Origin of the sequence: Acinetobacter schindleri CIP 107287, from assembly GCF_000368625.1 — a bacterium.
GTDB classification, from domain to species: Bacteria; Pseudomonadota; Gammaproteobacteria; order Pseudomonadales; family Moraxellaceae; genus Acinetobacter; species Acinetobacter schindleri.
Window position 1 is genome coordinate 183345 of sequence record NZ_KB849580.1, and the last position, 13632, is coordinate 196976.

At 46.6% G+C, this 13632-nt stretch carries 11 protein-coding genes; 9 read left to right on the forward strand and 2 right to left on the reverse strand.

Annotation, left to right across the window (positions count from 1 at the left end):
* Positions 1 to 10 precede the first annotated feature (10 nt).
* The 9 genes from hisIE to F955_RS14835 all read left to right on the forward strand — a co-directional run bounded on the left by hisIE (position 11) and on the right by F955_RS14835 (position 10372).
* Complete coding sequence (hisIE, locus tag F955_RS14795) at positions 11 to 793, forward strand: bifunctional phosphoribosyl-AMP cyclohydrolase/phosphoribosyl-ATP diphosphatase HisIE (protein ID WP_004896299.1); 783 nt, start codon at positions 11 to 13, stop codon at positions 791 to 793.
* Between the two features lie 15 nt (positions 794 to 808).
* Entirely contained in the window at positions 809 to 2311 is a 1503-nt protein-coding gene (locus tag F955_RS14800) for a UvrD-helicase domain-containing protein (protein WP_004896301.1), read from the forward strand.
* 37 nt (positions 2312 to 2348) lie between these two features.
* Positions 2349 to 3731, forward strand: a complete 1383-nt coding sequence (locus tag F955_RS14805; RefSeq protein ID WP_004896302.1) for an AAA family ATPase — start codon at positions 2349 to 2351, stop codon at positions 3729 to 3731.
* 423 nt (positions 3732 to 4154) lie between these two features.
* Positions 4155 to 6992 carry a monovalent cation/H+ antiporter subunit A gene (locus F955_RS14810; protein ID WP_004896305.1) on the forward strand — a complete coding sequence of 946 codons (2838 nt, stop codon included), beginning with the start codon at positions 4155 to 4157 and terminating at the stop codon, positions 6990 to 6992.
* A gap of 4 nt (positions 6993 to 6996) precedes the next feature.
* Positions 6997 to 7362: a Na+/H+ antiporter subunit C gene (locus tag F955_RS14815; protein ID WP_004896306.1), complete on the forward strand. Its 366-nt coding sequence runs from the start codon at positions 6997 to 6999 to the stop codon at positions 7360 to 7362.
* Positions 7362 to 9173 carry a monovalent cation/H+ antiporter subunit D gene (locus F955_RS14820; RefSeq protein WP_004896309.1) on the forward strand — a complete coding sequence of 604 codons (1812 nt, stop codon included), beginning with the start codon at positions 7362 to 7364 and terminating at the stop codon, positions 9171 to 9173. Before F955_RS14815 ends, F955_RS14820 begins: the two co-directional genes overlap by 1 nt.
* Entirely contained in the window at positions 9173 to 9691 is a 519-nt protein-coding gene (locus F955_RS14825) for a Na+/H+ antiporter subunit E (RefSeq protein WP_004896311.1), read from the forward strand. The genes F955_RS14820 and F955_RS14825 overlap by 1 nt, the downstream gene beginning before the upstream one ends.
* On the forward strand, positions 9688 to 9963 hold the full coding sequence (locus F955_RS14830) for a monovalent cation/H+ antiporter subunit F (RefSeq protein ID WP_004810060.1): 276 nt from the start codon (positions 9688 to 9690) through the stop codon (positions 9961 to 9963). The genes F955_RS14825 and F955_RS14830 overlap by 4 nt, the downstream gene beginning before the upstream one ends.
* Positions 9964 to 9973: 10 nt before the next feature.
* Complete coding sequence (locus F955_RS14835) at positions 9974 to 10372, forward strand: Na+/H+ antiporter subunit G (RefSeq protein WP_004896320.1); 399 nt, start codon at positions 9974 to 9976, stop codon at positions 10370 to 10372.
* Between the two features lie 142 nt (positions 10373 to 10514).
* Here the strand turns inward: F955_RS14835 and F955_RS14840 are convergent, their stop codons facing one another.
* Entirely contained in the window at positions 10515 to 10919 is a 405-nt protein-coding gene (locus F955_RS14840) for a ribosome-binding factor A (protein WP_004810065.1), read from the reverse strand.
* Entirely contained in the window at positions 10919 to 13630 is a 2712-nt protein-coding gene (infB, locus tag F955_RS14845) for a translation initiation factor IF-2 (RefSeq protein ID WP_004896323.1), read from the reverse strand. The genes F955_RS14840 and infB overlap by 1 nt, the downstream gene beginning before the upstream one ends.
* Positions 13631 to 13632 lie beyond the last annotated feature (2 nt).

Genomic DNA, 13632 nt, shown 5'->3' on the forward strand with positions numbered 1-13632 from the left:
GGACACCCTTATGAATAACCTGCAATGGCTCGATGAAGTAAAATTTAACGAACAAGGACTTGTACCTGCCATTGCCCAGCATCATCAAACCGGTCGTGTATTGATGGTGGCGTGGATGAATCGTGAAGCACTGGCGCTGACTGCAGAAAAGAATCAGGCCGTGTATTTCTCTCGTTCCCGCAATAAGTTATGGCATAAGGGTGAAGAATCAGGTCATTTTCAGACGGTGCATGAAATCCGTCTGGACTGTGATGCTGACGTGATTGTGCTGCAAATCGAACAGCATGGTGGGATTGCCTGTCATACTGGTCGTGAATCTTGTTTCTATCGCAAACTGACGCCGAATGGCTGGGAAATTGTCGATGTACAAATTAAAGATCCTGCAGCGATCTATGGTGAAAAATCTGCAAACCCGCATACCATGGCGATGAATGCATCTAATGCCCAATCAGAACAGGTTGAGGTCTTGTCTTATCTGGGTCAGATGATGGCTGAACGTAAGCAGGCTGATCCCGATTCATCTTATGTTGCCAAGCTCTATCACAAAGGCTTAAACAAAATTCTGGAAAAAGTCGGTGAAGAAAGCTTTGAAACTGTGATTGCTGCCAAAGACTTTAAAGCTGAAGCAACCGAAGACAATAAAAATGACCTGATCTATGAGGTGGCAGATCTGTGGTTCCATACTATCGTGATGCTGGGCTATTTCGACCTTGATCCACAACTGGTTTTAAATGAACTGGCACGTCGTCAGGGCTTATCTGGTCTGGTTGAAAAAGCCAACCGTTCACACTAAGTTTTCAATTTAACTGTGTCTGAGCCAATTAAACCGACCGCAACCTATGAGCAGGCCACTGCCATTGATAACGCACGTCTGGGCAAATCTTTTAAAGTGATTGCCTATGCCGGCACAGGTAAAACCACAACTTTACAAATGATCAGCGATGCCATGCCGCAGCGGCGTGGCATGTATCTGGCATTTAACAAATCCATTGCTGCGGAAGCACAAAATAAGTTCCATCGTGGTGTGGACTGCCGGACTTTCCACTCACTGGCCTATCGCAGTGTTCCACGTGGAGTCACGGATAAACTGCGCCTGCCCCGTCTCAGTCCAAGCTTCATTGCCAAGGAATATCGCCTTGAGCCGATGACCCTGCGCCGCATGATGGGTGGCCGTTATGAAAAATATGTCATGATGCCTTCGCGTCTGGCCAGTCTGGTCGCGAATGCGGTCGGTTATTTCTGTTCAACCAGTTCACAATACCCTGCTCCACGGCATATTCAGGCACCAAGCTGGTTACATCCGGACGATGTCGAAGCCCTGCAAAAGAAACTCTATCCTGCGGTTGAGCGTCGCTGGCTGGAATCGATTGATCCGAATCATCAGGCCGGAATCGGACATGATATTTATCTGAAACTCTGGGCATTATCAGAACCGAATATTCCAGCGGATTATGTACTTTTTGATGAAGCTCAGGATGCTGACCCCCTGATGTTGGGTATTTTGCTAAAACAGCGCAGCACCCAGGTGATCTATGTCGGGGATGCGCATCAGCAGATTTATGCCTGGCGTGGTGCAGTCAATGCCATGCAGCAACTGCCATTACCAGAATCCCGCCTAACTACCTCATTCCGTTTTGGTCCTGAAATTGCCCTGAATGCCAATGCAATTTTGGGAGCCTTGAATGAAACCGTGCCCTTACTCGGTAATCCGCATCTGAACTCTAAAGTAGTGAATAAACCACATACCAAAATGCGTGATGCGATTTTATGCCGTACCAATGCCCGAGCCATGGAACTGCTGCTTGCTGGACTTGTGCGTGGTGAAAAGGTCAGTTTGCAGGCCGATCATGTCAAGCTGAACCGTTTTGTCGAAGCGGCTGCCATGCTGAAACAGGGCAAACGCGTGGTGGATGTACCTGAACTGGCTTGGTTTAACTCCTGGCATGATGTACATGAATATTGCGAGACCAATGAAGGCAGTGACATTAAACCTTTGGTGAAACTGGTTGATGAGCATGGTACTGATCCGCTGAAAACTGCGCTGGCCAAGATCACGCCAATCGGACAGGCCGACTACATCATCTCCACCGCCCACAAAGCCAAAGGACTGGAATGGGACCGGGTCCATATTGAAGATGACTACCAGTTTAAATTAAATGAAAAAGATCACAAGATTAGTGATGAAGAGTTAAGACTGCTTTACGTGGCTTGTACACGTGCTAAAGTAAGCTTAAATATTCACCACATTTATGACCTGATTCAGCAGCTAAAAATTAAAATGCCTCTATCATTACGGCAGGCAACAGGCTAGTACGGCATGGATGTAGGCATCACGATACAGGTGGTCTATGCAAGTCGAATCCATACAACTCAAACATACCCTGCATTTTTCTGATATCCAGCTTGAATTTAAATATCATAAATTGCCTGTTACCTTAATTCTCGGTGATCAGGGTTCGGGTAAAACGGCGCTGCTGCGTAGCACCTATCAGGCACTGACCTGGTTCGCTGCGCGCTATCGTGACCTGCGTACTGCCGGTATGGTGATGCTGGATCAGGACATCATGCAACATCGTCTGCAATCCAAGATCAATATTCAGGTCCGTTTTCCTGAAGAAATTGGCTCTTTTGCAGAAAGTAGCGATCAACAGCAATCTGCTACCCAGCAGTGCAGCTGGCAGCTTTATAAAACTTTAAATAGTCAGGGTGTGGGACTGAGTAAGGTAGATACATCGCAACTCGAAGCGATGGTCACGTTGTATCAGAAAGCCCTCGCCAAAGATCCAATGCTGGGCTTACCGCTGATTGCCTATTATCCGTCTGAGCGTTTTGTAAATGAAATCAATCTACTCAGTAAAAACAATCCGGCGATTTTACAGACGGTGTATGCCTATGAAATTGCAGCTATTCCCTTCACGACTTTTACCCGTTTTTTTGAATGGTTTCGGGAAATCAGCGACATTGAAAATGCGCAAAGTGCGCAGATTCTAGAGCAGATCCTGAGCCGCGCTTCGCAGCAGGATAAAAAACACAATATGGATGAACTGGTCAAACATATTGAACATGCCCAGATCCAGGTGAATACTCCAAGTTTAAATAGCCTGCGTGAAGCTTTGTCGATCGTTCTGCCTGAAGTCAGCAATCTCTATTTGCAGTACCAACCTAAAATGCAGCTGATGGTGAGCTACCAAGGACAAACCCAGACTTTACAGCAATTACCGAATAGCATCCGCAACTGGATTGCCTTAGTCGGAGATATTGTGCGTCGCCTATGTCTGCTCAATCCGAAAAGCCTGTTTCCATGCAAGGAAGGCAGTGGCATTCTACTGATTGATGCGATTGATCATCAGCTGGATCAGGACATGGCAGCAGTCATTCTGTCTCGTCTGCATCAAGCCTTTCCTGAACTGCAAATCATTGTGACAGCTAACCGTCCTGAGTTACTGGAACAGGCAGCGGATTTTCAATGTCTGTGTCTTGAAAATAAACAACTCTCCCCAATTCAAGTTGATACAATCCCAGCGCAATTTGATCAACTCTATGCCAATTTAGGCTTGGGTCAAGAAACACTGAATACTGAGGAAATCGTGCTGCTCGAGCCCGAGCTTGAACAAGTAACACCACTTTCAATCTTGCAACTGATTCAGCAAACATTGAATGAAGAGCAGCAACAGGAGTTGCTACGTTTACTGAATCAGAATGACCGGAAAATTCCCCAAATTCCGTTTTAAGCGAATAAGCTGGCTCTTGAATTAACCTGATTTAATTTTTCTGAATGGCTCCTTATCGAAGCAGACCTTCAAGGCTGTCCATTTTTTTCAATAGAATCTTCAAATTTGATCTTTATTTTCAGTTCAATCTAGTCGATGTGCTCAAGCATGCACCCCATGTTTTTATGGGGTCATCGTATAATTGTTAAGTCGTACACAAAAAGATTGATGTTGTTGTTATCCTGTAATATGATCGGAATTACTTGCATTTTTCATTGTAAAATCGGAATTTGCTATGGTTTATAAGTTGCGCAATACAACTGTTTTTATTCTTTGAATACGATTTGGCTTTCAAGATTGAGAAATTTGGGCTGCTCCTTGCATTCCTGTAATCCTTGAAAGATAAAGATTCACCCTAGGTTCATGACGACCTAACTCACGACAATGGATACGAGTGTGCTGCCGATTATTATATTGTTACCGTTAGTATTAGGCACAACCCTTGTCTCGTGGCTGAAAAGATTTTCGCGCGGGGTAACGGCCTTAGGGGCCATTGGTGTCAGCCTCAGCAGTTTTGCATTATTACTCAGCCAAGCGCCTGCGGTGCTAGATGGCGCAGTCATTAGCGAAAGCTGGTCATGGCTGCCTCAACTTGGTATTGATTTCAGTTTCCGCCTGGATTCTCTGGGGCTATTATTTGCTCTGCTGATCAGTGGCATCGGCACCCTGATTTTTATTTATGCCTACTATTATTTAAGTCCGAAGAACTCGCTCAGCAAACTTTATATCCTGCTGATGCTGTTCATGGCAGCGATGCTCGGCATTTCCTTGTCGAATAACCTGATTATTTTATTAATTTTCTGGGAACTGACCAGTATCTCCTCGTTCTTGCTGGTTGGTTACTGGAGCAATTATGAAGTGGCCCAACGTGGCTCACGCATGGCGTTGACCATTACCGGCATGGGTGGTCTGGCAATGCTCGGTGGTTTCGTTTTACTGGGTGAGATCACAGGAACTTATCAGATTGATCAGATCCTTGGGATGACCGAGCTGATCCAATCGCATAGCCTGTTTGTACCTACCCTGCTGCTGATTTTGCTTGGTGCCTTTACCAAAAGTGCGCAGTTTCCTTTCCATTTCTGGCTGCCAAATGCCATGGCAGCACCGACACCGGTATCTGCTTATCTGCATTCTGCCACGATGGTAAAAGCGGGCTTATTTCTAGTCGCACGCTTGCTGCCAATTTTTGCTGGCGCGGCACTTTTTCATAATATTGTTACCTTTATCGGTCTATTTACCCTGTGCATGGCAGCCTTTTTTGCCATCTTTAAGGAAGACCTGAAAGGCTTGCTGGCCTATTCAACCATCAGTCATCTTGGCCTGATCATGTGTCTGCTGGGGATTGGTTCACCACTCGCGGTGGCTGCTGCAATTTTCCATATCATTAACCATGCAACCTTTAAAGCTGCACTGTTTATGATAGCCGGCATTATTGACCATGAATCGGGTACACGCGACTTACGCAAGTTGTCCGGCTTATGGCAATTACTGCCTTTTACTGCAACCCTCACCATGATCACTGCTGCCTCAATGGCAGGTGTCCCATTGACCAATGGTTTCCTGTCCAAGGAAATGTTCTTTACTGAACTGCTGGCCAACCTAAGTGGTCCAGTAATGATTGGCTCTGCCATTGTCGCGACTTTAGCCGGTATTTTCGCGGTAGCCTATTCGATTCGTCTGGTTCACGGCGTATTCTTCGATGGTCCAATTGGACGCCATGTACCGAATAAAAATGCACATGAACCCGCATTTGGCATGCGTGCGCCAGCAACTTTACTGGCAACCTTATGTATTCTGGTCGGTATTTTGCCTGCCTTACTGGTTGAGAAAATTGTTAATAGCACTGTCCGGGCTGCCACACAAAACCTGGCGTTTGAAGGCACCCACCTTGCTATCTGGCATGGTTTTAATGCACCACTCTTAATGAGTGTGATCGCCCTGATTGGCGGAATCCTGTTCTATTTCTCGCTGGCCAAAGGCGGCTTGATTCGTGAAATTGATCTTGATCCGAGCTTGGGCAAATTTCAGGGCCGGATTTTATTTGACCTATTCTTAAAATCATTATTGCTAAATTCACGTCGTTTTCGCCGTGCCACTGAAAATGGCAAACTGCAAAGCTATCTGCTGTGGATTGTGATCTTTACCATCGGTCTGGTTGCTGTACCTTTGCTGACTCATCAGATTGGTACTGGCGCACGTGAGCTGACCCATGCACCGGCTTTAGCGATTATCTTATGGCTGCTGTTATTCTCAGCCTGCTGGATGATGCTGTGGTTCCATCATGAGCGGATTAAAGCCGTACTGATCAGCGGTGCAGTCGGTCTGGTCGTGACCATGATCTTTATCGGTTTCTCGGCACCAGATTTGGCCCTGACCCAGATTACCGTCGATGTAGTTACCACAGTATTGCTGCTGATGAGCCTGTCTCTATTACCACAGCTTACCCCTTATGAATCCAGCCCGACCCGACGCTGGCGCGATGCCATTATTGCAATTACGGGTGGTCTGAGTATTGCCTGGGTAGCCTGGCTCGTCATGACCCGAGATCATAATTCAATTTCCTGGTTCTTTGCCCAGCAGTCAATTCCGCTCGGCGGCGGCACCAATGTGGTGAACGTGATTCTAGTGGATTTCCGTGGTTTCGATACCTTCGGTGAAATCACCGTACTCGGTATTGCGGCGATTGGCGTATTGAGCCTGATGGATGGTATGCGTGCCCATGGTACTACCATTACTCAGGGTTTGACTTATCGTTTTAACCCCTCCCCGCTGATGCTGCGAATTACTGCTTCCTGGATTTTGCCAGTTGCACTGGTGGTGAGCCTGTATATTTTCATGCGCGGCCATAACCAGCCTGGCGGTGGTTTTATCGCAGGTCTGGTGACTTCTTTAGCCTTGATTATTCAGTACATTGCCATCGGTCAGGATCATGCAGAAAAAATGCTTGGTGCTAAATCTGGTCGTCTCTATGAAATCTGGATTGGTAGCGGTTTGATGTTTGCTGGCCTAACTGGTGTTGCCGCCTGGTTCTGGTCACGTCCATTCCTGACCAGTGCACATATTTATGTCCATCCACCAATACTGGGCGATATGCATCTGGCTTCTGCAGCGCTGTTCGACGTCGGGGTTTATGTCACCGTGGTCGGCGCGACCATGTTAATGATTTCTGTGCTTGGGGATTCACGTCACTCGTCTATGACTGGCCCGGTACCAAGAGGATAATGCAATGATCAGTCTAGAATTTTTATTGGTCTCTGCAATTGGACTCCTGACAGCAACCGGGATCTACCTGATCCTGCGTGCCCGTACCTTCCCTGTAGTATTGGGTCTGGCAATGATCGGTTATGCCGTCAACCTGTTTCTGTTTGCCATGGGACGTATTCAGCTCAATGCACCTGCAGTCCTTACAGAAACCACCAAAACTACGGACCCACTGCCACAGGCATTGGTACTGACTGCTATTGTAATCGGATTTGCCACCACGGCATTCATTGTTCAGCTGGCACTTCGCAGCCGTTATGAATCAGGGACAGACCACGTTGATTCCAAAGAAGAAATACCAAACCATGACCCACGTGAGGATGAGCCTTAATGACTGATCTTTATAATTTCTGGGTCCAACATACACCTATTTTCAGTATTCTCCTGCCAGCATTCACTGCATTCATTCTGCTGTTATTAGGCAATCCTGGTGCAGGTTCACTGGCGACAGACTGGCGTCAACCTTGGCGTCGTGGCATCAGCCATGTCTCAACGCTGCTGGGCCTGGTGGTTTCGATCAGTTACTTGATAAGCACCAGTCAGGGACAAATCAGTGTTTATACCCTAAGTGAATGGTCTGCTCCATTCGGAATTGTACTGGTTCTGGATCAGCTGTCTGCCTTGATGCTGGTATTGACCTATGCACTGGCTGTGCCGATTATCTGGTATGCCAGTCGTGACTGGGACATGCGCGGGCGTTATTTCCATGCCATGATGCATTTCCTGCTGATGGGACTCAGTGGAGCTTTCCTCACAGGTGACTTGTTCAACCTGTTTGTATTCTTTGAAATCCTGTTGATGGCATCTTATGTCCTGCTTCTGCATGGTCAAGGCAAGGCTCGTTTCCAGCTGGGTATTCACTATGTCACAATTAACCTACTGGCTTCTGCCCTGTTTCTGATTGGCTTAGGCATGATCTACGGCAGTGTTGGCAGCCTGAATATGGCCGACGTTGCCCGACTGATGCCAACGCTGGAAAATGATCAGCATAAAATTGCAGTCGCTGGTGCACTGCTGTTATTTGTAGTGTTTGGGATCAAGGCTGCCATGCTGCCTGTCGGATTCTGGCTCCCGAAAACGTATGCTGTGGCAACAACACCGGTAGCAGCCCTGTTTACCATCATGACCAAGGTGGGTATTTATGCCATCCTGCGAGTCAATGGTACGGTCTTTGATGATGAATACAGCCATCAGATTCTGATGAACTGTCTGATGGTCATCGGTCTGATCACCTCCTTATATGGTGCTGTGGCAGCTATTGGCACAGATCGTTTGCGCCGCTTTATTGGTTTTATGCTGCTGTCTTCAGTGGGTACTATTCTGATTGCGATTGCCTTGAATAATTCAGCAGCTTGGGCAGGCGGTTTGTACTATATGGTGCACAGTACCGTGATTGCTGCCGCTTTCTATATGCTTAGCGGCTGGATCACCTCTCAGCGTGGTGAATTCAAAGATCATTTTAAAAGCGCACCACAGATGAAACAGAATACCCTGGTATCGATAGTCTACTTTATCATTGCCTTGATGATGGCGGGTCTGCCACCATTTAGTGGCTTCTTCGGTAAGGTCTTCATCTTGCAGGCTACGACAGGCTCGCCTTATCAGATGATCATCATCATTACGGTGCTACTGGTCAGCTTGCTGAGTATTCTAGCCTTTACCCGGGTTGGTTTTATCCTGTTCTGGCGCGCCAGCAAACCGGATGATAATGTCCATTCTGAAGCCTTTACCCAGTACGAAACCCTGCCAAGCCGGGCACCTTTGCGTAATGATAAGGTGATTTACCTGTTGCTCGCTGGACTGACAGCCTATGTGGTATTTGCTTCACCTGTCTATAATTATGTGTATCGCACTGCGGTACAAATTAAAGATAATCCAGTCTATGAAGCGGCATTATTGAAACGTGATGCCGAAGGCAAGGTCATTAGCGTGCAGCCATTTGATCCGGAATATTTGCCTGAAACCAAATATGGTGGGGAAAATCCAGATCCAAATGCACATCTGATTCCATATGTAATTTCACCGGCAACTTTAGAAGGTGAAAATATTTCTGAATTCAAACAGCGTCAGATCAATGAACAGTATATTGAACAGAAAAATGCGCCAAGCGATAACCAGCTTAAACCGCAGGAGGGACCATAATGAAAGCATCGTTCTTACGCCGCTGGTTCCCTCATCCACTGGTTTCCGTCATTGTCGGAGTAAGCTGGTCTTTACTCAATCATAGTCTAGATGCCGGTACACTCGTCACCGCCTTAGTCCTTGCAGTACTAATCCCACGAATGGTATTCCGGTTTATTGACTACACACCGAATATTCACTGGCTACCCGCCATTCGTCTGTTCTTTGTGGTGATCTGGGACGTTATTGTTGCCAATATTAAAGTCGCTATTCTGGTCTTAGGGCCAACCAAGAATTTACATCCCAAATGGTTCCGTGTTCCTTTGGATACTGAACATGAAGAAGTAAATGCCTTACTGGCAATGATCATTACCACAACGCCAGGTACGGTATCTGCCGGAATTGATCAGGATCGTGGCGACATTCTGGTGCATGCCTTAAGTACCGACGATGAAGCTGCTGAGATTGAAGTTATCAAACAGCGCTATGAACGTCCACTGATTGAGATTTTTAGCGCTCAGACTGGAGAAAATGCATGACGATTTTGCCTTATGCCTTACTGATTTGTCTGGGTGCCGTGACCATTTCCATGTTCCTGTGTCTGGCACGTCTGGTCATAGGACCCTCTATTGTGGACCGACTATTGGCTCTGGATACCCTGTTCCTGAATGCTACCTGTCTGGTCGTCATCCTCGGTATTTACTGGGCCAGTACCTTTATGTTTGAAGGTGCCTTACTCGTGGCAATGTTAGGTTTCGTCTCTACGGCTGCGCTGGCACGTTACTTTACCACTGGTCATGTGATCGATTAGGAGTTCTCAGATGCAATTATACCTAGAAATTCTGATCTCGATTTTCCTGCTGATCGGTTCATTCTTTATGCTGGTCGGCGGGGTTGGTATGGTTCGATTACCTGACCTGTTTATGCGCCTGCATGCACCGACCAAGTCCAGTACCTTGGGCCTCGGTAGCTTCCTGATTGCTGCGATGATCTATTCTGCAAGCTTTGGTCGTTTTGGTTTTGCTGAAGTGCTGATTACCCTGTTTGCCTTTATTACAGCACCAGTTTCGGCCAATCTGATGGCTCAGGCAGCACTGCACTTACGTTTGCGCTCAATGAGTGGTGAAGTACCGGAAGCACTGGAACGTCCCCTACCCTGGCAGAAAACCCGTCGTCGTGCTTTTTTTGAAAAGAAAAACTGCGATGATGATTTAAAATAGTAAGCGCTTTCATTTCCCTCTATTTTCCTTCTGGGAAAAAATAAAAAGAGGGTATAAATAAGCGAAACTCCTTTTTCTTTATTCCTCATGCCCAATAAAAAAGCCACCCGAAGGTGGCTTTTTTATTACACTTGATCAGTGTTTATTCTTCATCTTTCTTGTCTTCAGCTGGAGGTAAATCCTTCACAGCTTCAGCAATCAGACCAAACATATAGTTACCATATGCATTGGTTTTGTCGTAATGGAAACGCAGACGTGGCGTAATACGTGTCTTGATCCGACGGCTTAGTTCGTGGCGCAAGAAACCAGACGCTTTGTTTAACACATCCAGCGTTTCTTTATTTGCCGCTTCACTTTGCTCATCACCCAGTTCACGACCCATTACAGTCACATAAACTTCAGCATAGCCTAAATCAGGGCTGACTTTCACCGCCGAGATGGTCACTAGACCACCCAAACGTGGATCTTTAAGCTCCTGACGAATCAGTTCAGAGAGTTCTCTCTGAACTGTATCAGCCATACGCTTAAGACGCTGACTACCCGCCATTAAAGACTCCGTTTAATCAGTTGAACATCATACACTTCGATCTTGTCGAGAGGTTTGATGTCTTTATAGCCTTTCACTGCAAGACCACATTCCATACCGGCACGAACTTCTTCAACCACTTCTTTATAGCGACGTAGAGATTCAAGTTCACCCTGGAACACAACCACGTCATCACGTAATACGCGAATCGGTTTGTTACGGTGTAATGTACCCTCAAGTACCATACAGCCCGCAGCTGCACCAAATTTACTAGAGTGGAATACTTCACGTACTTGCGCAACACCAAGAATTGTTTCACGGTGTTCAGGTGCAAGCTTACCGCTCATGGCTGCTTTCACATCGTCGATCAACTGGTAGATTACTGAGTAGTAACGGATATCGATACTGTCAGCATCTGCTTTTTGACGCGCAGTGTTGTCGGCACGGACGTTAAAGCCTAGAAGTACAGCTTCAGAAGATTCAGCAAGTGTTACGTCAGACTCGGTGATTGCACCGACACCTGAACCAATAATACGTACTTTAACTTCGTCGGTTGCCAGGTCAGCAAGCGCAACGTGTAATGCTTCCAATGTACCACGTACATCAGTTTTCAGAACCACATTCACAATCGGCACATCTTTCTTGCCCATTGATGCCATGATGTTCTCAAGACGCATTGCAGATTGACGCTCAAGACGTTTTTGACGTTCACGATCCATACGCGCATCAGCAACTTCACGTGCTTTCTTCTCGTCATTTACCACAAGAACTTCGTCACCTGCCATTGGCGCTTCTGGAAGACCCAAGATTTCCACTGGAATCGAAGGACCTGCAGATTGAATACGTTTACCGTTTTCATCTGTCATGGCACGAACGCGGCCGTATGATGAACCTGCAAGAACAAGATCACCTACTTTCAAGGTACCGTTTTGTACAAGGATCGACGTTACTGCACCACGAGAGTTATCAACACGTGCTTCAATAACTACACCTTGTGCAGCACCTTCTTCAGAAGCTTTAAGCTCTAGAAGTTCAGCCTGAATTAAAATCAGATCAAGAAGCTCGTCGATACCGGCACCTGTGTGCGCAGAAACCATAGCTACAGGAACGTCACCGCCCCACTGTTCAGGCACGATTTCTTTGGTCGTCAATTCATTCAATACGCGATCTGGATCAGCAGATTCTTTATCCATTTTGTTGATCGCAACGATGATTGGCGTACCCGCAGCACGCGCATGGTCAATTGCTTCAGCAGTTTGTGGCATTACACCATCATCTGCCGCCACAACTAACACCACGATATCTGTCGCTTTCGCACCACGTGAACGCATTGCTGTAAATGCTGCGTGTCCCGGAGTATCCAAGAAAGTGATGATGCCTTTATCAGTTGTTACGTGGTAAGCACCGATATGCTGTGTGATACCACCCGCTTCACCCGCAGCCACTTTGGCACGACGAATACGGTCAAGCAGCGATGTTTTACCATGGTCAACGTGACCCATGATGGTAACAACAGGTGCACGTGTAGATTGCACACCACGCGCCTCTTCAGCTTGTTCCATCAGCGTATCTTCTGCTGCAGTTTCAGAAACCAGTACCGGATGATGGCCCATTTCTTCAACGATCAGCGCAGCAACTTCCTGGTCAATCGCTTGGTTCTGAGTAACCAGTTCACCCATTTTCATCAGTGATTTGATGACTTCACGAACTTTAACTGCCATTTTCGCAGCTAGGTCAGCAACGACAATCGTTTCACCGATTTCAACGTCATAAACTTGTTTCTTAACAGGTTTTTCGAAGCCATGTTTGTTCGATTGACTTGTTTTCAGACCACGTTTATGTGAGTTATCACGGAAAGATTGCTCTTCACCACGACGACCGCCTTTCTTAGATGAGCGAGTATTATTCGTGTTCGTACCACGTTTAATTTCACGGTCTTCTTTTGCGAAAGAGTCTTCGTATGCTTGACCAACCAGCCCAGCAGCAAGAGGAGAATCATCAACAACACGAATCGTTGCTGTTGTATCTTCCGCTGTGTACTTAGACGCCATTTGACGCATTTGTTCAAGCGTACGTTGTTGCGCTTCTTCAGCAGCCTTACGACGTGCAGCTTCTTCAACAGCTTTGAGTTGTGCTGCTTGCGCTTCACGTGCTTTTTTCTGTTCAGCAGTTTCAGTCGGTTTAACAACCTGCTTCACAATTGGTTTGTTTGTAGATTTGCGTTTTACAACTACAGCCGCTTTAGAAACTTCTTGCTTGTCGCTGGTTTGCTTTGCAGCAGCACGCATGGCTTCTAAAGCTTTACTCGCGTTATTGACGCCAGTTTTTGGAGCTTCAGCAGAAGAAACGGTTTGCGCTGTATTCTGCTCAGGCGCAGCTTTGGCCTGTTGTTCAGCCTTGGCTTTTGCCAATGCTTCTGCTTTGATCTGTTCTGGATCAGGCTTAGTAAATGTATGTTTCTTGCGAACTTCTACATTAATGGTTTTTGCCTTACCCGAAGTACTGGCTACTTTAGCCGTACTGGTCGTTTTACGTTTCAACGTGATTTGTCCTGCATGACCATCCGAACCTTGTGATTTTTTCACATGGCTCATCAGGTGATCTTGTTGTTCGGCGGTAATAATTTCGTCAGATTTGCTCTGTGGTAAACCTGCCTCACGAACCTGTTCCAGGAGCTTCTCAACTGGGCGACCCAATTTGAGGGCTAACTCTTTAATCGACTTGTCCGTCATAT

Excerpts from the sequence above, each read along its gene's own strand:
- F955_RS14810 (WP_004896305.1), top strand. The coding sequence starts at position 4,155 with ATGGATACGAGTGTGCTGCCGATTATTATATTGTTACCGTTAGTATTA.
- F955_RS14805 (WP_004896302.1), top strand. The coding sequence starts at position 2,349 with ATGCAAGTCGAATCCATACAACTCAAACATACCCTGCATTTTTCTGAT.
- F955_RS14820 (WP_004896309.1), top strand. The coding sequence starts at position 7,362 with ATGACTGATCTTTATAATTTCTGGGTCCAACATACACCTATTTTCAGT.
- F955_RS14830 (WP_004810060.1), top strand. The coding sequence starts at position 9,688 with ATGACGATTTTGCCTTATGCCTTACTGATTTGTCTGGGTGCCGTGACC.
- hisIE (WP_004896299.1), top strand. The coding sequence starts at position 11 with ATGAATAACCTGCAATGGCTCGATGAAGTAAAATTTAACGAACAAGGA.
- F955_RS14835 (WP_004896320.1), top strand. The coding sequence starts at position 9,974 with ATGCAATTATACCTAGAAATTCTGATCTCGATTTTCCTGCTGATCGGT.
- F955_RS14840 (WP_004810065.1), bottom strand. The coding sequence starts at position 10,919 with ATGGCGGGTAGTCAGCGTCTTAAGCGTATGGCTGATACAGTTCAGAGA.
- F955_RS14815 (WP_004896306.1), top strand. The coding sequence starts at position 6,997 with ATGATCAGTCTAGAATTTTTATTGGTCTCTGCAATTGGACTCCTGACA.
- infB (WP_004896323.1), bottom strand. The coding sequence starts at position 13,630 with ATGACGGACAAGTCGATTAAAGAGTTAGCCCTCAAATTGGGTCGCCCA.
- F955_RS14825 (WP_004896311.1), top strand. The coding sequence starts at position 9,173 with ATGAAAGCATCGTTCTTACGCCGCTGGTTCCCTCATCCACTGGTTTCC.